General features: G+C 73.5%; 19 protein-coding genes. 10 read left to right on the top strand and 9 right to left on the bottom strand.

Annotated features, from left to right (window positions below; genetic code table 11):
- The coding region (gene glpK / locus IEZ10_RS34520) for a glycerol kinase GlpK (protein ID WP_189250706.1) at positions 1 to 1,169 on the bottom strand (1,169 nt) is incomplete at its 3' end.
- A gap of 34 nt (positions 1,170 to 1,203) precedes the next feature.
- Positions 1,204 to 2,025 (bottom strand): MIP/aquaporin family protein, encoded by an 822-nt coding sequence (locus tag IEZ10_RS34515; protein WP_189250705.1) that lies wholly within the window; start codon positions 2,023 to 2,025, stop codon positions 1,204 to 1,206.
- A 488-nt stretch (positions 2,026 to 2,513) separates the two neighbouring features.
- Here IEZ10_RS34515 and IEZ10_RS34510 point away from each other — a divergent pair, with 488 nt between their 5' ends.
- From IEZ10_RS34510 to IEZ10_RS34500, 3 genes are all read left to right on the top strand, one after another.
- On the top strand, positions 2,514 to 2,786 hold the full coding sequence (locus IEZ10_RS34510; protein WP_179817837.1) for a GlsB/YeaQ/YmgE family stress response membrane protein: 273 nt from the start codon (positions 2,514 to 2,516) through the stop codon (positions 2,784 to 2,786).
- 259 nt (positions 2,787 to 3,045) lie between these two features.
- Positions 3,046 to 3,954, top strand: coding sequence for a sulfotransferase family protein (locus IEZ10_RS34505; RefSeq protein ID WP_189250704.1), 909 nt, complete (start codon positions 3,046 to 3,048; stop codon positions 3,952 to 3,954).
- Positions 3,951 to 5,108, top strand: coding sequence for a glycosyltransferase family 4 protein (locus tag IEZ10_RS34500; protein ID WP_189250703.1), 1,158 nt, complete (start codon positions 3,951 to 3,953; stop codon positions 5,106 to 5,108). Before IEZ10_RS34505 ends, IEZ10_RS34500 begins: the two co-directional genes overlap by 4 nt.
- Before the next feature lie 79 nt (positions 5,109 to 5,187).
- Here the strand turns inward: IEZ10_RS34500 and IEZ10_RS34495 are convergent, their stop codons facing one another.
- Positions 5,188 to 6,216, bottom strand: a complete 1,029-nt coding sequence (locus IEZ10_RS34495) for a zinc-binding alcohol dehydrogenase family protein (protein WP_373287448.1) — start codon at positions 6,214 to 6,216, stop codon at positions 5,188 to 5,190.
- A 205-nt stretch (positions 6,217 to 6,421) separates the two neighbouring features.
- Between IEZ10_RS34495 and IEZ10_RS34490 the strand changes: the two genes are divergently transcribed.
- Positions 6,422 to 7,285, top strand: a complete 864-nt coding sequence (locus IEZ10_RS34490; protein ID WP_189250702.1) for a universal stress protein — start codon at positions 6,422 to 6,424, stop codon at positions 7,283 to 7,285.
- A 199-nt stretch (positions 7,286 to 7,484) separates the two neighbouring features.
- Positions 7,485 to 8,486: a coiled-coil domain-containing protein gene (locus tag IEZ10_RS34485; RefSeq protein WP_229811937.1), complete on the top strand. Its 1,002-nt coding sequence runs from the start codon at positions 7,485 to 7,487 to the stop codon at positions 8,484 to 8,486.
- Here the strand turns inward: IEZ10_RS34485 and IEZ10_RS34480 are convergent.
- Positions 8,480 to 9,832 carry a sensor histidine kinase gene (locus tag IEZ10_RS34480; protein ID WP_229811936.1) on the bottom strand — a complete coding sequence of 451 codons (1,353 nt, stop codon included), beginning with the start codon at positions 9,830 to 9,832 and terminating at the stop codon, positions 8,480 to 8,482. The genes IEZ10_RS34485 and IEZ10_RS34480 overlap by 7 nt on opposite strands.
- 252 nt (positions 9,833 to 10,084) lie before the next feature.
- On the opposite strand from IEZ10_RS34480, the gene IEZ10_RS34475 reads away from it, so the two are divergent.
- The 4 genes from IEZ10_RS34475 to IEZ10_RS34460 all read left to right on the top strand — a co-directional run bounded on the left by IEZ10_RS34475 (position 10,085) and on the right by IEZ10_RS34460 (position 15,833).
- On the top strand, positions 10,085 to 10,636 hold the full coding sequence (locus tag IEZ10_RS34475) for a 2Fe-2S iron-sulfur cluster-binding protein (RefSeq protein ID WP_229811935.1): 552 nt from the start codon (positions 10,085 to 10,087) through the stop codon (positions 10,634 to 10,636).
- Positions 10,637 to 10,708: 72 nt separating this feature from the next.
- Positions 10,709 to 11,725, top strand: coding sequence for an FAD binding domain-containing protein (locus IEZ10_RS34470; protein WP_189250699.1), 1,017 nt, complete (start codon positions 10,709 to 10,711; stop codon positions 11,723 to 11,725).
- Between the two features lie 64 nt (positions 11,726 to 11,789).
- Positions 11,790 to 13,880: a xanthine dehydrogenase family protein molybdopterin-binding subunit gene (locus tag IEZ10_RS34465; protein WP_229811934.1), complete on the top strand. Its 2,091-nt coding sequence runs from the start codon at positions 11,790 to 11,792 to the stop codon at positions 13,878 to 13,880.
- Positions 13,881 to 13,916: 36 nt separating this feature from the next.
- On the top strand, positions 13,917 to 15,833 hold the full coding sequence (locus IEZ10_RS34460; RefSeq protein WP_189250698.1) for an FUSC family protein: 1,917 nt from the start codon (positions 13,917 to 13,919) through the stop codon (positions 15,831 to 15,833).
- 98 nt (positions 15,834 to 15,931) lie between these two features.
- On the opposite strand, the gene IEZ10_RS34455 is transcribed toward IEZ10_RS34460, so the two are convergent.
- The 4 genes from IEZ10_RS34455 to IEZ10_RS34440 all read right to left on the bottom strand — a co-directional run bounded on the left by IEZ10_RS34455 (position 15,932) and on the right by IEZ10_RS34440 (position 19,647).
- Complete coding sequence (locus IEZ10_RS34455) at positions 15,932 to 16,921, bottom strand: glycine betaine ABC transporter substrate-binding protein (RefSeq protein WP_189250697.1); 990 nt, start codon at positions 16,919 to 16,921, stop codon at positions 15,932 to 15,934.
- Between the two features lie 207 nt (positions 16,922 to 17,128).
- On the bottom strand, positions 17,129 to 17,980 hold the full coding sequence (locus IEZ10_RS34450; protein WP_189250696.1) for an ABC transporter permease: 852 nt from the start codon (positions 17,978 to 17,980) through the stop codon (positions 17,129 to 17,131).
- Positions 17,970 to 19,007 (bottom strand): ABC transporter ATP-binding protein, encoded by a 1,038-nt coding sequence (locus IEZ10_RS34445; protein ID WP_189250695.1) that lies wholly within the window; start codon positions 19,005 to 19,007, stop codon positions 17,970 to 17,972. The genes IEZ10_RS34450 and IEZ10_RS34445 overlap by 11 nt, the downstream gene beginning before the upstream one ends.
- Positions 18,994 to 19,647 carry an ABC transporter permease gene (locus IEZ10_RS34440; RefSeq protein ID WP_189250694.1) on the bottom strand — a complete coding sequence of 218 codons (654 nt, stop codon included), beginning with the start codon at positions 19,645 to 19,647 and terminating at the stop codon, positions 18,994 to 18,996. The genes IEZ10_RS34445 and IEZ10_RS34440 overlap by 14 nt, the downstream gene beginning before the upstream one ends.
- Positions 19,648 to 19,769: 122 nt before the next feature.
- Here IEZ10_RS34440 and IEZ10_RS34435 point away from each other — a divergent pair, with 122 nt between their 5' ends.
- Positions 19,770 to 20,603, top strand: coding sequence for an IclR family transcriptional regulator (locus IEZ10_RS34435; protein WP_189250693.1), 834 nt, complete (start codon positions 19,770 to 19,772; stop codon positions 20,601 to 20,603).
- 192 nt (positions 20,604 to 20,795) lie between these two features.
- Here the strand turns inward: IEZ10_RS34435 and IEZ10_RS34430 are convergent, their stop codons facing one another.
- Positions 20,796 to 21,635 carry a helix-turn-helix transcriptional regulator gene (locus IEZ10_RS34430; protein ID WP_189250692.1) on the bottom strand — a complete coding sequence of 280 codons (840 nt, stop codon included), beginning with the start codon at positions 21,633 to 21,635 and terminating at the stop codon, positions 20,796 to 20,798.
- Positions 21,636 to 21,876 lie beyond the last annotated feature (241 nt).

Here is a 21,876-nt window from a genome sequence, read left to right as displayed (position 1 = left end):
CAGATGGCCTCCAGCGTGGCCCGGGCCAGGTGGGCGTTGGTGTTGTACCGCGACAGCCCGACGATCGCGCCGCGGGCGTCGGAGCGCCAGTAGGGGGCGAACAGGCCGGAGAACGCCGGCACGAAGTAGATGCCGCCGTTGTCCGGCACCTGGCGGGCCAGTGCCTCGCTCTCGGCGGCCCCGGAGATGATGCCGAGCTGGTCGCGCAGCCACTGCACCGCCGAGCCGGTCACCGCGATCGACCCCTCCAGCGCGTACACCGGCCGGTCCGCCCCGAAGCGGTAGCAGACGGTGGTCAGCAGGCCGTTCTTGGAGCGGACCGGTTCGTGGCCGGTGTTGAGCAGCAGGAAGTTGCCGGTGCCGTAGGTGTTCTTGGCCTCTCCGACGTCGAAGCAGACCTGGCCGACGGTCGCGGCCTGCTGGTCTCCCAGGTCACCGGACAGGGGCACCTCGCGGCCCAGGGGGCCGGTCGGCCGGGTGACGCCGTACAGGGTGGGGTCGGAGGAGGGCCGGATGGCGGGCAGCATGGCGCGGGGGATGCCGAAGAACGACAGCAGCTCGTCGTCCCACTCCAGCGTTTCGAGGTCCATGAGCATGGTGCGGCTGGCGTTGGTGGGGTCGGTGACGTGGACGCCGCCGTCCCTTCCGCCGGTGAGGTTCCACAGCAGCCAGGTGTCGGTGTTGCCGAAGATCGCCTCGCCGTCCTCGGCGGCCCGGCGGACGCCGTCGACGTTCTCCAGGATCCACTGGATCTTGCCGCCGGAGAAGTAGGTGGCGGGGGGCAGGCCGGCCCTGCGGCGGATGACGTCGCCGCGGCCGTCGCGGTCCAGGGCCGAGGCGATGCGGTCGGTGCGGGTGTCCTGCCAGACGATCGCGTTGTGGTACGGCCGGCCGGTGCGCCGGTTCCACACCACCGCGGTCTCGCGCTGGTTGGTGATCCCCAGGGCGACGAGGTCGGAGGCGGTCACGAGGGATCTGGACAGCGTGGTCTCGATCACCGAGCGGGTGCGTTCCCAGATCTCCACCGGGTTGTGCTCGACCCAGCCCGCGCGGGGCAGGATCTGCTCGTGTTCGAGCTGGTGGCGGGCGATCTCGTTGCCGCCGTGGTCGAAGATCATGAATCGGGTGCTCGTCGTCCCCTGGTCGACTGCTCCGACGAAGTCCGCCATGGGTGTCCCTCCTTCACGGTGCCGGTGACGTCTCTCAGGGGGAGGGGGGTTCGGGAGGCAGCCTGCCGGGTTCCGGTTTCTCCCCGGCCCGCAGGAACCGGCCGACGAGGACCTCGTACAGGGCGCCGCCCAGGACGCCGCCGATCAGCGGGCCCACGATCGGCACCCAGAAGTAGAGCTGGCCGTACTGGTCCCGCCAGGCGGTCCCGTAGCCGGTGAGGAAGGAGGCCAGACGCGGCCCGAAGTCGCGGGCGGGGTTGATGGCGTAGCCGGCGTCGGTGCCCCAGGCCATGCCGATCGCCACCACGATCAGCCCGATGACGAGGGGGGCCAGGTTCGCGCCGGGCGGGGTGTTCAGCTCGTCGATGACGGCGAAGATGAGGAACACCAGGATCGCGGTGCCGATCACCTGGTCGCGGAAGGCGCCCCAGAGGCCGACGGGCAGCGAGCCGTTGCCGGGCAGCGTCGAGAAGACGCCCTGCGTCTTGAGCGTCAGCCCCGGGTCGGCGGCGTGCAGCAGCTCGGTGTAGTTCCACCGCACGATCAGCGCGGCGACGAACGCCCCGGCGATCTGCGCCGCGCAGTACGGCAGCACCTTGCGCCAGGAGAAGCCCTTGAAGACCGCGAGGGCGACGGTGACGGCCGGGTTGAGATGCGCGCCGCTGATCCGGCCGGCGGTGTAGACGCCGAAGGTGACGCCGAGGCCCCACGCCCAGGAGATGCTGTCGTGGTTTCCGATGTCGGCGGCGACGACCTGCGCCACGACGCCCACCCCGAACAGGATCAGGATCGCCGTGCCGGCGAACTCCGCGGCCAGCTCGGCGGTGAGACCGGGGAGTCTCCTCGGGTCCGCCATGCACGCCCCTTCTCGAAGCCGTACGGCCCGCCCTCCCGCTCCGAAACCGGGCAGTCTTGCCCGATAAATAACGAAATATCCGTCTGGACCACTCATCACACGGCTTTATTCGTCAATAAAGGTTCACGCTTATCCATGGGGAAGGTGTCGGCGATGCCGTCCGCCGGGCGTCGCCCCCGGTTCGCCCCGCGTTCTCTTCGTGCTCTCCCGGTGTTCTCCCCGCGCCTCGCCGCGGCCTTCTCGTGGTCTTCTCATGGCCTTCTCGCGGCCTTTCACGGCCTTCCTCCTGGCTTCTCCCGGCCCTTCCGTCACTCGCCCGGGACCCTCTCCCGAAGGCCCTCCCGGGCCTCCGCGGCCTTTTCCGTGATCGACGAAGTGGGTCCTGAGCTGGACGTTCCCCCACCCCATCGCACCGTAATTGTTCTGTTATGTGTTGTCCTCCCGCGCCGGGGCAGACGACCGGCAGCCGAGCAAAAGGAAGTGCGAACATGACTGTTACTGGAATCATCACCGCCATCGTCATCGGGGCCATCGTCGGTGCTCTCGGCCGTCTCGCCGTTCCGGGCAAGCAGCACATCCCGATCTGGCTGACCATCGTGATCGGCATCGTCGCCGCCTTCATCGGTACCGCCATCGCCGGAGCCCTCGGCGTCGCCCACACCTCGGGCGTCGACTGGATCGAGCTGCTCCTCCAGGTGGCCGTCGCGGCGATCGGCGTCATCCTGACCGTCAGCCTGTACCGCAGGCGCGGCGTCCGGTAAACGCCTCCACCCCCGCGGAAGGTGCGGGACGGTGAGAACCGCCGGCGGCCCCGCTCCCCACGCCCATCCGGGCGGGGAGCGGGGCCGCCGCCGCATGCCCGCCCCCGCCCTGCCGCCGCCCGCCGCCCGGCCTCCACCGGACCGCCCGCGCCCGGCCCGTCCCCCGCCCGGCGGAAGGCCCGGACACTCTCAGGGGACTCCCAGGTAACCGTCAGGAAACCCCAGGTCACTGCCAGGAAAGCTCGGTAGTTTCCATGACATGAACTGGAAACGCAAGGCCAACGCCGCCGTGAGGGAGCTGACCGGGTTCCAGATCACTCGCGTCGCGAAGACGGGACCCGGGGCGAAACCCGGGCCGGCGGCGAAGGGCACGGGACGGGCACCCGCCGTGGCGGCGGCCGACCTCGTCCGGCCCCCCGCCGACCCGGAGACCGACCGGCTGCTCACCGCCCCGATCTTCATCCTCTCGCCGGTCCGGTCGGGCTCCACCCTGCTGCGCGCGATGCTCAACGCCCACTCGATGCTGCACGCCCCGCACGAACTGCATGTGCGGCGGCTGTCCGTCGGGCTCACCACCCCGCTCGCCGCACGCGCGATGGAGGCCCTCGGCCACAACCAGGCCGACCTGGAGCACCTGCTGTGGGACCGGGTCCTCCACCGCGAGCTGGCCCGCAGCGGCAAGGCCCACATCGTGGACAAGACCCCGGCCAACGCCTTCGCCCACCGGCGCATCGCCACCTGCTGGCCCGACGCCCGGTTCGTCTTCCTGCTGCGCCACCCCGCCTCCATCGCGGCCTCCTGGCACGAGGCGAGCCCCGACCGGCGCACCCCGCACGAGGCGGCGCTCGACGCGCTGCGCTACATGAAGGCCGTGGAACGTGCCAGGGGCGACCTGACCGGCCTGACCGTCCGCTACGAGGACCTGACCGCCGGCCCCGAGGCCGAGACCCGCCGGATCTGCGACTTCCTGGGCCTCCCGTGGGAGCCGGGGATGCTCGCCTACGGCGAGCAGACGGTCGTCCAGAAGGGGCTCGGCGACTGGAAGGACAAGATCCGGTCCGGGAAGGTCCAGGAGGGGCGCGCCCTGCCCCGGGAGGAGGAGATCCCCGAGGAACTCCGCCCGATGTGCCGTACCTGGGGCTACCTCGACGGGGACGAGAGCCGGTGAGGATCCGCTACATGCTCCTGCACGCCTACGGCATGGGCGGCACGATCCGGACGGTGGTCAACCAGGCCAACGCCATGGCCGCGGCCGGTCACGACGTCGAGATCGTCAGCGTGGTACGGCGCCGCGCCAGGCCCCAGTTCCCCATCGACCGGCGCGTGGAGGTCACCACGCTGGTCGACCAGCGCGGCGGCGTGCACGCCGACTCGGTGGGCCGCCGGATCTGGCGGAGGATGCGCGGCAAGGTCGTCCCGCGCGGGGAGTTCGCCGCGGGCTACTTCACCGAGCGCGTGGAGAAGGCCGTCATCGACTACGTCTCCGCCCTCGACGGCGGCATCCTGGTCACCACCCGCCCGGCGCTGAACCTCATCTCCGCCCGGCGCGGCCCGAGCGGCGTGGTCCGCGTCGCCCAGGAGCACATGAACTTCGCCACCTACCGCGAGAGCGTGCGCCGGCAGATCGCCCGCCACTACGGCAGGCTGGACGCGGTCGCGGTGCTCACCGGCACCGACCGCGACACCTACCAGCGCCTGCTGCCCGGCACGCCGGTCGTCCGCATCCCCAACGCGATCCACACCCTGCGCCAGACTCCCTCGGTCCAGGAGAACCCGATCGTGGTCGCGGCCGGCCGGCTCGTCAAGCAGAAGGGCCTCGACCTGCTCATCCCGGCGTTCGCCCAGGTCGTGCGGCGCTTCCCCGACTGGCGGCTGCACATCTACGGCACCGGCCCGAAGAAGACCGAGCTGAGCGCGCTCGTCGGCGAGCTCGGCCTCGACGGCAACGTCGAACTGATGGGCCGCACCCCACGGCTGGACGAGAAACTGGCCCAAGCCTCGGTGTACGCGCTCAGCTCCCGGTTCGAGGGCCTGCCGATGGTGATGATCGAGGCGATGTCCCACGCGCTGCCGGTCGTCGCGTTCGACTGCCCGACCGGTCCGCGCGACGTGCTGACCGACGGGGTCGACGGCCTGCTGGTCCCGCCCAAGGACGTCGACGCGCTGGCCGGGACGCTGATCCGCGTCATCGGGGACCGGGAGCTGCGCCTGCGGCTGGGCGCCGCGGCCGCCCGCACGGCCCGCGACTACGCCCCCGAGGCGATCATGCCGATGTGGGAGGACCTGTTCACCGAGCTGTCGGCCGCCCCACGGGCCGGCTGACCGGCCCCGCCGAGCCGCCCGCCGTACTCCCGGACGGGGCACGGCGGGCGGTGCCCGCCGGATGCCGGGCGCGTGCCGGTCACATCCGGAGTACGGCGGCGCCCTCGACGCGGTCGGCGGCCAGGTCGGCCAGCGCCCGGTCGGCCGCGCCGAACGGGTAGGGCACGGTCGTCACCTTCGGCGGACAGGCCGCGGCGATCTCCAGGAACGCCCGGCCGTCGGCCCGGGTGTTGGCGGTGACGCTGCGCAGCGTCCGCTCCTGGAACAGGTGCCGCCGGTAGTCGAGCACCGGCACGTCGCTGAGGTGGATACCCGCCACGGCCAGGGTGCCGCCCCGGTCCAGGGCCTCCAGGGCGACGGGCACCAGCTCGCCCGCCGGAGCGAACAGGATCGCGGCGTCCAGCGGCTCGGGCGGGGCGTCCGCCGCGCCGCCCGCGGAGGCCGCCCCCAGCTCCAGGGCCAGCTCCCGGGCCTTGGCCGAGCGGGTCAGGACGTGCACGGTGGCCCCCTGGGCGATGGCGATCTGCGCGGTCAGGTGGGCCGAGGCGCCGAAGCCGTAGACGCCCAGGCGCCCGCCGCGCGGCAGCTCGCTGCGGAGCAGGGCGCGGTAGCCGATGATCCCGGCGCACAGCAGCGGCGCCAGCTTCTCGGCCGCGCCGTCCCCGGGCAGCCGGTAGGCGTAGTCCTCCGGGACGGTCAGGTAGCGGGCGTAGCCGCCGTCGGCGTCCCAGCCGGTGTAGGCGGAGTACGGGCACAGGTTCTCCGCGCCGCGCAGGCAGTGGCGGCAGCGCCCGCAGGTCGAGCGGAGCCAGGCCACGCCCACCCGCTCCCCGGCGGCGAGCCGTACGGTGTCCGGGCCCCGGGCCGCCACCCGGCCCACCACCTCGTGGCCGGGGACGGTCCGCGGGCGCCGCGGGGGCAGGTCGCCCTCGGCCAGGTGCAGGTCGGTGCGGCAGACGGCGCACGCCTCCACCTCGACCAGCACCTCGCCCGGCCCCGGCCGGGGGACCGGCAGGCGGACCCGCTCCAGGGGGCCCGAGGCGATCGGCCCGGGCCTGGCGACCACCCAGGCGTCCATCTCCTCCGGAACCGTCACGTGCCCGGCCATGGCGCCCTCCGTTCGCGTCTTCCCGTCCCTCCGCGCGGGGGCCGGCGAGCGTACGGCGGGTACCCGCGCGCCGCGTCCTCCCCGTCATTCCCCGCGCGGCGGGCTGGGGAATCCGTCCCGGAGGTGATCGATGACCGGCTCTTTGGGCCGGGGTGACGGTCGGCGGGCACAAGACGAGGTGAGGACGGTCGTGAGGAGGGGTGACATGGCGACGGACGTGGTCGTGGTGGGGACCGACGGCTCGTCCCCGTCCCAGGCGGCGGTCGGGTGGGCCGCCGACGACGCGGTGCGGCGCGGCGCCGTCCTGCGGGTCGTGCACGCCTGCGAGGGGATGGACTACGACCTCCCGGTGTTCTCCGAGCCCCAGTACGGCGCGGCGGTGTCGGAGCAGTGCCGCCGGGTGCTGGCGGACGCGGCCGACCTGGCGCGCGACCGCGTCCCGGGGCTGGAGGTGGAGGAGAGGCTGGAGGGCGGGCCCGCGGCCGAGGCGCTGCGCCGCGCGTCCGGGGACGCGGCGCAGCTCGTGCTCGGCCACCGCGGGCGGGGCGGCTTCCGCGAGCTGCTGCTGGGGTCGGTCCCGCAGCGGCTGGCGGGCCGCGTGGCCGTGCCGGTCGTGGTCGTCCAGGGCGAGACGGAGCGCGGGAGCGGCGAGGTCGCGGTCGGCTTCGACGGGTCCCCGCCCTCGGAGGCGGCGCTGGGGTACGCCTTCGAGGAGGCGGCGCGGCGCGGGGCCCGGGTGCGCGCGGTGCACGCCTGGGAGGCGCCGGTGATGGGACCGTACACGATGGTCTACACGCCGATGCTGGAGGAGGTCTCCACCGCGGCGGAGAAGACGGCGGAGAGGGCGCTCGCCCCGTGGCTGGAGCGGTACCCGCACGTCCCGATGATCAAATCGGTCGTGTGCGAGCATCCGGTCGTCGCGCTGCGGGAGGCGTCGGAGACGGCCGACCTGCTGGTGGTCGGCTCGCGCGGGCTGGGGAGGCTGGGGTCGGCGGTGCTCGGCTCGGTCGGCCACGGGGCGCTGCACCACGCCCGCTGCCCGGTCGTCGTGGTGCCCGCGCCCGAGTGACCCGACGTTCCCGGTGTCCCTGCCCGAGTGACCCGGCGTCCCCGGCCTCCGCAACGGACGACCGTAATGCAAGATTTGCCGCAAGTACCGTAATTGCGGGAGCATCCTTTCCGACCGCCCGCCGGGCGTGGGGGTGTCGCCCGGCCATCGAGCCGTGGCCGACGCCCGGGGTTCAGGGAAGGGGAGCGAGGTGGCGGCTGTGTCCCGCGATGTCCGGCGGCGGGGCGCGATCCGGGGCCTGGCCGCTTCGATCACCGCCGTGACGCTGTGCCTCGCCCAGGCCGGAGCCGGCCTCGCCGAGCCCAAGCCGACCGCCAAGCAGCTCCGCAAGGAACTGGCGGACATGCAGAAGCAGTCCGAGTCCCTGATCGCCCGCTACTACGACTCCCGCGTCGAGCTGCAGAAGGTCCAGAAGGCCGAGAAGGCGGCCCGGGACCGCCTGAGCCGGGCGCAGGGCGACCTCGACCGGGCCGCGCGGGAGATCCGCCTGCTGGCCGCCGCGCGGTACCGGAGCAGCGGGACGGAGGGCGTCTCCGCGATGATGGGCTCGGGCGACCCCGCCGCCATGCTGAACCGCCTGACGCTCGTCGAGCAGATCCTCGCCGAGCAGGACGCCAAACTCCGGGTGTTCGTCCAGGTCCGCGACGACCACCGCCGGGCCCGGGACGAGGCCAGGGCCCGCGGGACGGAGCTGAAGACGAGCATGGCCAAGCTCGACGACGAGAAGGACCGGGCGGAGAAGCTGATCGAGAAGATCAAGGACCGGATCGACCTGCTCTACCCCACCCCGGGCGTCCGCCGGGCCGACGGCACGTGGGTCCCCCAGCTTCCGTCGGGCCCCGACAACATCACCCCGCGGATGCGGCTGACCCGGCAGCTCGTGGCCCAGCGGTTCGGCTCGCGCTTCGGGATCGGCTGCTTCCGGGTCGACGGCGGCATCGCGGGCGGCGGCGAGCATCCCCTCGGCCGCGCCTGCGACTTCATGCTCAGCGGCGGGGGCGCCATGCCGTCGGCCGCCGAGACCGGGCGCGGCGACGAGATCGCCGCCTGGGGGATCAAGAACGCCCGGCGGCTCGGCATCATGTACATCATCTACCGGCAGCGCATCTGGCACGTGCGGACCGGGAGCTGGCGCACGATGTCCAACCGCGGCGGCGTCACCGCCAACCACTTCGACCACGTCCACATCTCGGTCTACTGACCGGCGGGGCGGGCGGGGAAGCTCGCCACGAACCGCGCGCCCTTCCCGGAGTCGCGGATCGTCAGCGTCCCGCCGTGCCGTTCGGCGATCTCCCGGCAGATCGCCAGGCCGAGCCCGGTCCCGCCCTTGTCCTTGCTGCGCGCGGCGTCGAGCCGGGCGAAGCGCCGGAACACGTACTCCCGCTGCTCCGGCGGGATCCCGGGGCCGTCGTCGAGCACCTCCAGCACGCTCCGCCCGTCCTCGGGCCGCACCGTCACGACGATCGCCGACTCGGCGTGCCGGTCGGCGTTGTCCATGAGGTTGGTGAGCAGCCGGACGAGCTGCATGCGGTCGGCGTCGACCAGCACACCCGGCTCCAGGCGCGTCTCGACGGGCGTCCGGTGGACGTGGCGCGCCAGCTCGGAGCCGACCAGCTCTCCCAGGTCGACGCACGCGTGGGGACCGCCCGCGCCGGCTTCGAGGCGGGAGAGCACCAGCAGGTCGGTGACGATCGCCTGCAGTCGTCCGAGGCTGGCCAGCACCGCCCCGGCCACGGAGGGCCAGTCGCTCTCCTCCGGGTGCAGCAGCGCCTCCTCCACCTGGGTGCGCATCGCGGTGATGGGGCTGCGCAGGTCGTGCGAGGCGTCGGAGGCGAACCGCCTCTCCCGCTCGACGGCGGCCTCCAGCCGGTCCAGGGTCTGGTTCACCGTCACCGCCAGCTTCTGGATCTCGTCCCGGTGCCGGGGCACGGGCACCCGGCGTCCCAGGTCGGAGGAGGTGATCTCGGCCAGTTCGGTGCAGATGTCCTCCACCGGGAGGAGGGTCTTGCTGACGGTGCGGTAGGCCCCGAGGGTCGTGGCCCCGACCACCAGTCCCGACCCGGCCAGGAGGCTGAGCAGCAGCGAGCGGCTGACGTACCACGGGGTGGTGGGGCCGGCGCCGTAGACGATCCAGTCGCCGCCGTCGGCGGAGATGCGGACGGCCACGACGCGCAGGCAGGTGTCCGGGAACCCGGGGGCGTCGCAGACCTCCCGTTCCACCCGCGAGCTGTCGTCCGGGGGCACGAGGTCGGTCAGCCGGGGTCTGCCGGCCAGCTGCGGGCTGGCCGCCGTGACCCGGCCGCCGGGGTCGACCACCTGGAGGAAAATGGACTTCCGGCTGGAGAGCACCGGGGGGACCCGGCCCTTCTCGACGAGGCGGATCACCCGCATGTTGTACAGGAGGAGCCGGTCGGACAGGTCGTTGACGACGCGGTCGTGTACGCCGATCAGGATCAGGGCGCAGATTCCCCCGCACAGCATTGCCATGATGACGCTCGCCAGCAGCGTCATCCGGACGCGCAATGACCAGATGTGTCCAAATCGCACCGTTTTTCTTCGCCCCCCTGACGATCACGCTAAACGCGTGTCATTAGGGAACGGGACGAGAATAGGTATTAAGTCGGTAATTAACTTAAAAGGCGGAGTAAAAAGCTTCAAGGTGGCGAATATCCCCGAAGGGGATTCGCGGCGCTCCTCCCGGACCGGGATCCACGGCGGGGGAGGGGCGGAACGGTCAAGGAACCGTCAAGCGTCCGCCCGGGAGATATGGCCGACGGGCGACGGGGTAGGGGAGCGCCCGTGAACGGCGAAACAGACATCACGGGGGCGGACGGGGTGCCCGACCCCGTCACGGCCGACCTCCGCCTGTCGGTGAACGGCGTCCCCCGCCCGGTCACCGTGGACACCCGCGAGACGCTGCTGGACACGCTGCGCGAGCACCTCGGGCTGACCGGCGCGAAGAAGGGCTGCGACCACGGCCAGTGCGGCGCCTGCACCGTGCTGGTGGACGGCCGGCGCGCGCTGTCGTGCCTGACGCTCACGGTGACCGCGGACGACGTGGAGATCGTCACGGTGGAGGGGCTCGCCGACGGCGACGCCCTGCACCCGCTGCAGGCCGCCTTCATCGAGAACGACGCCCTCCAGTGCGGCTACTGCACCCCCGGGCAGCTCTGCTCGGCGGCCGGCGCGCTGGCCGAGGCCGCCGACGGGTGGCCGAGCGCGGTCACCCCCGACCTGTCGGCCCCGCCGCGGCTGGACGAGACGGAGATCCGCGAGCGGATGAGCGGCAACCTGTGCCGGTGCGGCGCCTACCCCGGCATCGTCGCGGCCGTCGGCCAGGTGGCGCGGTGACGGACCGGACGGCGCGGGCGGCGCCGCCGTACGGCGCGGCGGCACGGGCGGCGCGATGAGACGGGTGGCGCGATGAGACCTTTCACCTACGAGCGGCCCGCCGACGTGCGGTCCGCGGTGGCCGCCGCGGCCGGCCGGCCGGACGCCGCCTACCTCGGCGGCGGAACGAACCTGGTGGACCTGATGCGGCTCGGCGTCGCCACACCGCGGACCCTGGTGGACGTCACCCGGATCTCCTCCCGCGCGATCGAGGAGACCGGCGGCGGCCTGCTGATCGGCGCGGGCGTGCGCAACGGCGACCTCGCCGCCGACCCGCTCGTCCGGCGGGCCCAGCCGCTGCTCGCCCGCGCCGTGCTGGAGGGGGCCTCCGGGCAGATCCGCAACATGGCCACGGTCGCCGGCAACCTGCTGCAGCGCACCCGCTGCCCCTACTTCCAGGACGTGACCAAGCCCTGCAACAAGCGGCTGCCCGGCTCCGGGTGCCCGGCCCGCACGGGCGACCACCGCAACCTGGCGATCCTCGGCCACTCGGAGCACTGCGTGGCCACCCACCCCTCCGACATGGCCGTCGCGCTGGCCGCGCTGGACGCCCTCGTCCACGTGGAGGGCCCCGGCGGCGCCCGTACGGTGCCGATGCCGGGCCTGCACCGGCTGCCCGGCGACGAGCCGGACCGCGACACCGTCCTGGCGCCCGGCGAGCTGATCACAGCGGTCGAGGTGCCCCACCTGCCGTTCGCGGCCCGCTCGCGCTACCGCAAGGTGCGCGACCGGGCGTCCTTCGCGTTCGCGGTGGTGTCGGTGGCGGCCGCGCTGGACGTGGCCGGCGGGGTGGTGCGCGACTGCCGCATCGCGCTGGGCGGCGTGGCCCACGCGCCGTGGCGGGCCGAGGCCGCCGAGGCGGCGCTGCGCGGCGCGGCGGCCACCCCGGAGGAGTTCGCCCGGGCGGCCGACGCCGAGCTGGCCCGCTCCAGCCCGCTGCCGCGCAACGCCTTCAAGGCGCCGCTGCTGCGCAACGTCCTGGTCCGCACCCTCACCGACCTCGCGGAGCCCGCGGGGTTCGCGGAGTCCGAGCCCGTGGAGACACCGTGACCGCCGTACGACCCGGAGACGCCCCGACCGCCGCGGCCGGCGCGCCGCGACCCCTGGAGACGCCGTGAAGACCGAGGCCAGGCCGTCCGTCGGCGCGGCGCTGGAACGCGTCGAGGGCGTCGAGAAGGTGACGGGCCGGGCCCGATACGCCTACGAGAACTTCCCGGACGAGCTCGCCTACGCCGTGCCGGTGCAGGCGACCGTCGCCCGCGGCACGGTCCTCGCGGCCGACGTCGACGCCGTCGTCCGGCTCCCCGGGGTGATCGCCGCCGTCTGGCACGGCAACGCCCCCCGCCTGGCCCCGGCCGACAACGCCGAACTGGCGGTGCTGCAGTCGGACCGGGTGTCCTACCGCGGCCAGTACGTCGCGGTCGTGGTGGCCGAGACGCTCCAGTGCGCCCGGGAGGCGGCCCGGCTGCTGCGGATCGACTATGACGCCGAGCCGCACGACGTCGAGCTGCGCGCCGACCACCCGGAGATGTACCGGCCCGACCGCGTCAACGCCGGCTACCCCGCCGACACCGAGCTGGGCGACCCGGACGCGGCGCTCGCCGCGGCGCCGGTCCTCGTCGACGCGACGTACCGCACCCCGGCCGAGCACAACAACCCGATGGAGCCGCACGCCACGGTCGCCGTCTGGAGCGGTGACGGCCTCACCCTCCACGACTCCACGCAGGGGGTGTCCGCGCTGCGCGAGACGATCGCCCCGCTGTTCGGCATGCCGCCGGAGAACGTCCGCGTCATCTCCCCGCACGTGGGCGGCGGCTTCGGCTCCAAGGGCGCCGCGCTGCCGCCCGTGGTGCTCGCCGCGCTCGCCGCCAAGCACGCCGGCCGCCCGGTCAAGCTCGCGGTGACCCGGCAGCAGATGTTCGCGGTGACCGGCTACCGCACCCCGACGATCCAGCGGGTACGGCTCGGAGCGGACACCGGCGGGCGGCTGACCGCGATCGTGCACGAGGCGTTCGAGCAGAGCTCCCGGCTCCGCGAGTTCGCCGAGCAGACCACCACCCCGACCCGCGTGATGTACGCCGCGCCCGACCGGCGCACCGCGCACCGCCTGGTCCGGCTCGACGTGCCGACCCCGGCCTGGATGCGCGCCCCCGGCGAGGCGCCGGGCATGTTCGCGCTGGAGTCGGCCATGGACGAGCTGGCCGTCGCCTGCGGGATCGACCCCGTCGAGCTGCGGATCCGCAACGAGCCCGCCGCCGAGCCGGAGAGCGGCCTGCCGTTCAGCTCCCGCAACCTGGTGGCCTGCCTGCGCGAGGGCGCCCGCCGGTTCGGCTGGGCCGGCCGCGACCCCACGCCCGCGGCCCGGACCCGCGGCCGGATGCTCGTCGGCACCGGTGTGGCGGCGTCCACCTACCCGGTCTACCGGCGCCCCTCGCGGGCGAGCGCCCGGTGCGACCCGGACGACCGGTTCACCGTGCGGATCGCCGCCGCCGACATCGGCACCGGCGCCCGGACGATCCTGACCCAGGTCGCCGCCGACGCGCTGCGCGTCACCCCGGACCGGGTCCGGGTGGAGGTCGGCGACACCGCGCTGCCCGCCGCCTCGCTGGCCGGCGGCTCGGCGGGCACCGCCTCCTGGGGGACGGCCGTGGTGCGGGCCTGCGAGGCCCTCCTGGAGGAGCTCGACCGGCGGGGCGGCGACGTGCCCGCCGAGGGCCTGGAGGCGACCGCCGACACCGCGGAGGAGGTGGGCGAGCAGCCGGAGTACGCCCGGCACGCCTTCGGCGCCCAGTTCGCCGAGGTGGGCGTGGACCTCGACACCGGGGAGGCGCGGGTGCTGCGGCTGCTCGGGGTGTTCGCCGCCGGCCGGATCGTCAACCCCGTCACCGCGCGCTCGCAGTTCGTCGGCGGCATGACCATGGGCATGTCGATGGCCCTGCTGGAGGAGAGCGTCATGGACCACGAGTTCGGCGACTACCTCAACCACGACCTCGCCCAGTACCACGTCCCGACCGCCATGGACCTGCCCGACGTCCAGGCGTACTGGATCGAGGAGGACGACCCGCACCTCAACCCGCTGGGCGCCAAGGGCATCGGGGAGATCGGCATCGTCGGCACCGCCGCCGCCGTCGCCAACGCCGTCCATCACGCCACCGGCGTCCGGGTCCGCGACCTGCCGATCCGGCTCGACAAGCTGGTGCGCTGAGCGCGCCGCGAGCCCGGCCGCCGACGGTTGCCGACGATGCCCAGCCCGTTCCGCTCCGCCGCCGACCGGCTGGCCGACGCGGCGCCGGGCTGGCTGGTGGAGACCGTACGGCCCGCCCCGGCGAAACCCGCCTGGTGGCCGATGGTCCGCATGGCCCTCGCGGTGACCGTCCCGCTCCTCGTGGCCCTCGCCGCCGGGAACCTCGCGCTGGGCCTGCTGCCCTCCATGGGGGCCATGGGGCCGGGCCTGGCCAACCGGGGCGGGCCGTACCGGGAAAGGGTCGCCCGGATCGGCCTGGTCGGCCTCGGCGGGGCGGCGGGATACGCCATCGGCGCGATGGTGCGCGGCCACGGCTGGTGGACGGTCCCGGTGATCGTGGTGGTCTCGGTGGTCTCGGCGCTGATCAGCACGATCGGGGCCAAGGGGTCGCTGGCGGGACTGCAGCTCGTGGTGATGGCCGTGATCAGCACCGGCATCCCGCTGCCCGGCGGCCCCCTCCTCGGGGCCGCGCAGTTCCTGCTCGGCGTGGCCTGGGTGATCGTGCTCGGCGTGGCCGACTGGCCGCTGCGTTCCCGGAACCCGGAGGAGAGCGCGACCGTCACGGTCTACCGGGCGCTCGACCGGCTGATCGACGACCGCGACGCCGACGCCCTGGCCGCGTTCGGCACCGCGCTGGAGAGCGGCTACGACGCCGTCTTCGGCGCCCGCTCCGCCTCCGCCGGCCAGGACCCCGGGCAGACCCGGCTGATCGCGCTGCTGAACCAGGCGTCGCTGATCCGCAACGCGCTGATCTCCCTCGGTCAGGAGGGACGCGAGCCGCCGGAGGGGACGGCCGCCGCCGTCGAGGAGATCACCGTGGCGCTGGACGAGGGACGCGCGCCGCACCCGCCACCGCGCCTCCCCGGCGGGTCCCCCGCGCTGCGGGCGCTGAACTCCGCCGTGGACGGGGCCGTGGAACTGGCCTCCGGCGGTGACGTCGAGACCGAGCAGTTGCCGTACCGGCCGGTCGGCTACGGCGAGCGGTTCCGCAACGCCTGGGCGAAGATGTGGTACGGCCACTTCACCCGCAAGTACGCCGTCCGGCTCGCCCTGTGCATGGGCGTCGCCACCGCGGTCAGCGAGTTCGGCCTGTTCGAGCGGTCCTACTGGATGGTGCTGACCGTCGCGCTGGTCCTCAAGCCCGACTTCGGGTCGGTGTTCGCGCGGGCCCTGCAGCGGGCTCTCGGCACGTTCGCCGGCACGTTCGTCGGCGTCGCGGTGCTCCTGGTGGTCCCGTACGGCCCGCTGATCCTCGTCCCGATCGCGGTGTTCGCCGCGCTCATACCGTACGGCCTGCAGCGCAACTGGGGGCTGATGTCGACCTTCCAGGCGCCGCTGGTGCTGCTCCTGGTGGACCTGCTGACCCGCGGCGGTCCGCGGCTGGCGGAGGTCCGCCTGGTGGACACCATCGCCGGGTGCGTGATCGTGCTGCTGCTGGGCTACCTTCCGTGGCCGGGAAGCTGGCACGCCCCGGTCCGGGGACCCTTCGCCGACGCGGTGTCGGCCACCGCGCGCTACCTGCGCGGCGCCTTCGACCCCGGGAACCCCGACCGGCCGGTGTACCGCCGCAAGGCCTACGAGGCCATGTCGGACCTGCGGGTGGTCTTCCAGCGCGCGGTGACCGAGCCGCCCACGGTCAGCAGGCGGATCACCACCTGGATGCCCGCGATGACCGCGCTGGAGAAGGTGGCCGACACCACGGCCGCCACCGTGGCGCGCGCCGAGCACGGCGCGCCCCCGCCGCCCCCGGAGGCGGTGGGGGCCCTGGCCGACTCCCTGGAGGAGATCGCCGAGGCCATCCGCCGACGGCGCGTCCCCACCGAGCCGGAACCCGCCGCCGAGGGCACCCCGGAACGGCTGGACGACGCGATCCGCGCGCTGCGCGACATCGTCTCGGGCCACCACACCTGCTGAGGGGGCCGTGCCGGTACGGCGGGGCGGCTCGCCGTACCGCCGACGTCGTCACGGCCCGCGGCGCGGGTCCGCCGGGCCGCGCCGCCGGGCCCGTGCCGTCAGGCCTTGCTGCCGAGGAGGCCCTGCTGGTCGAGCCAGTCGGCGGAGACCTTGCCGGGCTCCTGGCCCTCGACGTCGACCTTGGCGTTGAGCTGCTGCATCGTGGCGTCGTCCAGCTTGTCGATCACCGGCTGGAGCACCTTCTCCAGCGCCGGGTACTTCTTGTAGGTGTCCTCCCGCAGCGTCACGGCGGCGTTGTAGACCGGGAAGAACTTCTTGTCGTCCTCCAGCACGGTGAGGCCGAGCGAGGCGATGCGCCCGTCGGTGGTGAACACCTCACCGAAGTTGCAGGTCTGACCCTTGTCCGTCTCGGTGTAGACGACGCCGGTGTCCAGCAGGCTGACCCGGTTCTTCGGGATGGCCATGCCGTAGGCCTTGGACAGCCCCGGCAGGCCGTCGTCGCGGGTGGAGAACTCCGTCTCGATGCACAGCGTGACCTCCTCCGGCTTGGTCTTCGCCAGCTCGGCCACGTCGGAGAGCGTCTTGACGCCCAGCTCCTGGGCCTTCTCCGAGCGGATCGCCAGGGCGTAGGTGTTGTTCAGCGGGGTCGGGCCGATCCAGTGGATCCCGTTCTTGGCGAGATCGGCGGCCGCGGTGGCCTTGAACTGCTCGGCCGAGTCCTGGATGGGCTCGGCGTTCCTCAGGTGCTCGATCCACCCGGTGCCGGAGTAGTCCCAGTACATGTCGATCGCCTTGGACTCCAGGGCCTTGCGGTTGGGGACGGTGCCGCCGAGGTTGGTCTTGTCGACGACCTCGGCCCCGTGCGCCTTCAGCACCTGCACCGCGATCTTGCCGAGGACGATGTTCTCGGTGAAGTCCTTGGAGCCGACGACGAACTTCGCTCCGGCGAGCTCGTCGCCCGCGCTGGCGGTCTCGACGGCCTCGGCGGAGCCGCAGCCGCTCACGGCGGTGAGGGTCAGCGCCGCGGCGGCGAGCGCGGCGGCCGTCCGGCGGAGGGGAGCCGCCTTGCGGAGGGAATGGGAACGCATGGAAAGGACACCTCTTCGTTCTCGTGTCGGGGATGCCAGGAGGGATCGGGGGCCCGCCGCCCGGGGCCACGGGCGGCAGGATGGTCCGGGCCGCCCGATGATCAGGGGCGGCGCGGTGTTCGGGGTTCGGGCCGCCCGGCGGGCCGGGGGCGGGACGCGCGGCGGCCCGGGCCGGAGCTCGGGTCGGAGCCCAGGTCGGAGTCCGGGTCAGAGGCCGCGGGGCTTGAGCACGTTCTCGGCGAGCGCGCCGAGCCAGTCGATGAGGAAGGCGATGCACGCGGTCAGCACGCCGCCGACCACGGTCACGGGCATGCGGTTCAGCTTGAGGCCGTTGATGATCAGCTCGCCGAAGCCGCCCGCGGCGACGAACGCGCCGAGCGTGGCGACGCCGACGGTCAGCACGAGCGCGGTGCGCAACCCGGCGAGGATCGCGGGCACGGCGAGCCTGAGCTCCACCCGGCGCAGCACCTGGCCCCTGGTCATGCCCATCCCGCGGGCGGCCTCGACGAGTGCCGGGTCCACCTGCTGGACCCCGATCATCGTGTTGCGCAGGACCGGCAGGACGGAGTACGCCACCAGCCCGACCAGCGCGGTCTGGAAGCCCACCCCCATCAGGAAGGTGCACAGGACGAGGAGCCCGATGCACGGCACCGCCTGGCCGAGGTTGGCGGCGGTGAGGATGACCGGCGTGGCGATCCGGTTGCGGGAGCGGGAGGCGACGATGCCCAGCGGGATCGCGATGACCACCACGAGCGCCGTCGCGGCGAGGGTCATCTCCAGGTGCTCCGCGGCCTTGGTGAGGATCACCGACGGGTTGAGGCTGCGCTGTTCGATGGAGTCGAGGTCCTGGGCGCTCACCCAGGCGTACAGGGCGGCCAGTACGGCGCACACTGCGGCGGGGGTGAGGAGGAGACGCAGGCGCGCGGCGCGCCGGGACGGTCGCGCCCGGCCCGCGGTTAGGGCGCCGGAGGCGCCGGCGGTTTCGGGGGCTCCGGGGACTCCCGCGCCTTCGGAGGCTTCGGAGCCGAGGACGTCGGCGGTGAGGGTGTCAGCGGCCACCGGCCACTACCTTCTCCGGCGCGGGGAGGGAGGGCACCGCCTCCGGCTCCCGCCCGGGGGACGACGGCCGTCCGGTTCCCACGGCCCCGCACAGCGCGGTGTAGGTGAGGACGCCGGAGGGGGAACTGCAGCGGTCGGAGCCGTGGGCGATCATGACGTCCAGGGCCTCGCGCAGGCTGGTCCCGGCCGCGACCTGCGGCAGCCCGGCCTGCTGGGGCGGCCCGGCGGGCGCCACGTCCTCCACGCGCAGCAGCGCGAGCCGCTTGAGCGTGGCGTCCTGGCCGACGAACCCGGCGACGTAGTCGTCGGCGGGCCGGGCGAGGATCTCGGCGGGGGTGTCGTACTGCGCGATGTGCGAGCGCTCCCGGAGCACGACGATGCGGTCGCCCAGTTTGATGGCCTCCTCGAAGTCGTGGGTGACGAAGATGATCGTCTTGCGCAGCCGCTTCTGCAGCCGGACGAACTCCTTCTGCAGGTGCTCGCGCGTGATGGGGTCGGTCGCGCCGAACGGCTCGTCCATCAGCATCACGGGCGGGTCGGCCGCCAGCGCCCGGGCCACGCCCACGCGCTGCTGCTGGCCGCCGGACAGCTGGCGGGGGTAGCGGTCGTGGAACAGCGACGGCTCCAGGTTCACCAGCGAGAGGAGCTCCTCCACCCGCGCGGCGATCCGCGCCGCCGGCCAGCCCAGCAGCTTGGGTACCAGTCCGATGTTCTGCCCGATGGTCAGGTGGGGGAACAGGCCCACCTGCTGGATGGCGTAGCCGATGTGCCGGCGGAGCTCGTCGGGCTGCAGGCTCAGGACGTCCTTGCCGCCGATGCGGATCTCACCCGACGTGGGCTCGACCAGACGGTTGATCATCTTCATGGTGGTCGTCTTGCCGCAGCCCGACGGGCCGACGAAGACCACCAGCTCACCGGCGGGGATGTCGAGGTCGACGTTGTCGACCGCGGGTGCGGGTTGCCCCGGATAGTGCTTGGTCAATGCGCGCAGTTCGATGCGCGCTCCCTCTGTCTCAGTGTCGAACACGAAGCCCCCTGGGGACGGTCAGTTGGCGAACGGCGTAGAAGAACAGGTCGAACAGCACGGCGATGACCACGATGCCGAGCGTGCCCGCGAGCGTGGCGTTGAGAGCGTTCACCGATCCGAGCCGGGAGAGCCCCTCGAAGATCTGCGTGCCGAGGCCCGGCCCGTCGACGTAGGCGGCGATCGCCGCGATGCCGATGATCATCTGGGTCGAGACGCGGACCCCGGTCAGGATCAGCGGCCAGGCCAGTGGGAGCTGCACCTTCATCAGGACGCGGGCTCGGCTCATGCCCATCCCGCGCCCGGCCTCCACCGTGGTGGCGTCCACGCCGTTCAGCCCCGTCACCGTGTTGCGGATGATCGGCAGGAGCGCGTACGCGGTCAGCGCGATCAGCGTGGAGCCCCAGCCGAGACCGGTGAGGGGGATCAGCAGGGTGAGCAGGGCGAGGGAGGGGACCGTCAGGATCGTGGCGGAGAGCGCCAGCGAGGCGTTCCGGGCCTTCGGCGTCTCGTGGACGAGGAGGCCCGTCCCGATCCCGACGAGCGCGGCGACGCCGATCGCGATCGCCACGGCGAGGACGTGTTCGGCTGCGGCCAGCGAGAGAGTGTCCCAGCGAGAGACCACGTACTCGCTGAAGTTCATGGGGGAACCACCTTCGCTTACGCTTGCAGGGCTTGTAAACGTATGTGTTTGGTTGCATTCAGCGCAAAATAAGTTGCGGTCATCGCAACATAACGCAATGCTTTCGTTATGAACGGATGGGGATGAGCGAGAAGCCGGTGTCCTCGGCCGGGCTGCGCCGGGACATGGAGATCCTCGAGGTGCTCGCCGGCCACGGGGACGGCCCCGACGCCGACGGGTTCGGCGTCAACTGGATCGCCGAGCGCCTGGGCCGGGAGAAGAGCCAGGTGTCGCGGGCGCTGCGCGCGCTCGAAGCCGAGGGCATGGTGGAGCGCGACCCGGTGACGCGCCGCTACCGCCTGGGCTGGCGCCTGTTCTCGCTCGCGGCGCGGACCCAGCAGTCGAGGCTCGTCCGGGTGGCCGAGCCCTTCCTGAGGCACCTGGCCACGCTCTTCGACGAGGACACGCACCTGTGCGTACTGCGCGGTGAGATGGTTCTCACACTGTCGTCGGTGCCGTCGTCCCGGGCCTACCACCGGATCTGGGAGGGCGTCTCCGTCCCGGTGATCATGGCGGCCGCGGGGCGGTCGCTCCTCGCGGACTGGGAGGACGGGCAGATCCGCGAGCTGCTGCGGGCGGCCCTGCCCAGCGGCCTGGACTCCGCGATCAGCGGCGAGGAGCAGTGGCTGGCCGACATCGAGCACGTGCGCGCCTTCGGGTACGCGGTGACCGACGTCGAGCTGGAGGACAGCGCGGCCGGGGTGTCGGCGCCGGTGCGGGAGCACCGGGGACTGATCGCGGCCGCCATCAGCGTGTCGGTCACCCGCACCCCCGCCGAGTCCCGGATGAGGGAGATGGGGGCCGTCGTCGCCGAGACGGCGCGCCGGCTCTCGACCGCCCTGGGCCTGCCCCCGGGCGCCCCCGGCCCCGGCTCGGATCGTTCCCCGGATCCGGCGGGGTCCGCCGGCGGCCGCTGAGCTCCCGGCATGGCGGAGATCGAGGAGTCCCTGCCCGGCAACGCCACCTCCGGCGTCGTGCGGATCGGCGACACCGTGTGATCCGCGCCCGCCGCCCCGGAGAAGGCGGCCCGCCGGGGAAACGGCCTCCAACGCGTCCGCACCCGCGAACCAACGGTGACCGGCGGCTCCCCGCGTCGCCGGCGTGGCGGGTCAGCCGCGGCGGCCCCGGCTCGCGGTGGCGAGGGACGCGAGTTTCTCCGCCTCCGCCGAGTCCGGGGCCACGACGTAGACGACGATCAGCTGGTCGGGATCGCCGGGCAGGGCCAGCGTCTCGTAGCCGACGTCGAGCGTGCCGACGACCGGGTGGTGGATCAGTTTGCGGCCGCCGGCCTTCTCCCTGACCGTGTGGTCCTCCCACAGGGCCCGGAACTCGGGGTTGCCCGCGGACAGCTCCGTGACGAGGGCGGCCATCCGGGGGTCGCCCGGGTGGCGCGCCGCGTCCAGCCGCAGGTACGCCGCGGTCTCGGCGGCGACCTCCGTCCAGCGCGGGTAGAGCGTCCGGGCCGCGGGGTCCAGGAACGCCTGCCGGGCCATGTTGCGCTCGCCGGGCGGCATCGCGGAGAAGCCGGCGACGGCGTCGCCCAGCGCGTTCCACGCCAGCACGTCCATGCACCGGCCCAGCAGGAACGCGGGGGCCTGGATGGCGTCCAGCATCGTCCGCACCCGCGGGCGGACGGCGGCCGGGGCCGGCGGCTCCGCCTCGCGCGGCGGCCGGGCCAGGTCGTACAGGTGCGCCCGCTCGGTCGCGTCGAGCCGCAGCACGCGGGCGACCGCGTCCAGCACGGCGTCCGAGACGTTGTGACCGCGTCCCTGCTCCAGCCGGACGTAGTAGTCGACGCTCACCCCGGCGAGCAGGGCCACCTCCTCGCGGCGCAGCCCGGGCACCCGCCGCCGCCGTCCCGCGTCCGGCAGACCCGCGTCCTGAGGCCGGATGCGGGCGCGGCGGGACCGCAGGAAGCCGCCGAGTTCGTCCAGGTTGGTTCCTTCCATGCCCGTGACCTTAACGGCGGCCCCCGGTACGGCTCCCGCACGGTGGTCCGCTGGGCGCGGACGGCCGGAGCCCGCGGCTCCGGCGGGAGCGGCCGGACGGCCAGGAGGACCGTCCCGGCGCCGAGGGGCGCCCCCGGCGAAGGTGGTAACCGCAGACCCAGGAAAACCGGTGCTCTGGGTAGGCGGCGCGGCCGGCGGCAGAGTGGTCTCACGCCGGGCGGACGTCCCGGCGCGAGACACC

It is taken from the genome of Streptosporangium pseudovulgare, from assembly GCF_014648055.1.
In the GTDB taxonomy this organism is placed as follows: domain Bacteria; phylum Actinomycetota; class Actinomycetes; order Streptosporangiales; family Streptosporangiaceae; genus Streptosporangium; species Streptosporangium pseudovulgare.
Note: the sequence above shows the minus strand (reverse complement) of the source record. Positions and strands in the feature narration are given on the sequence as shown.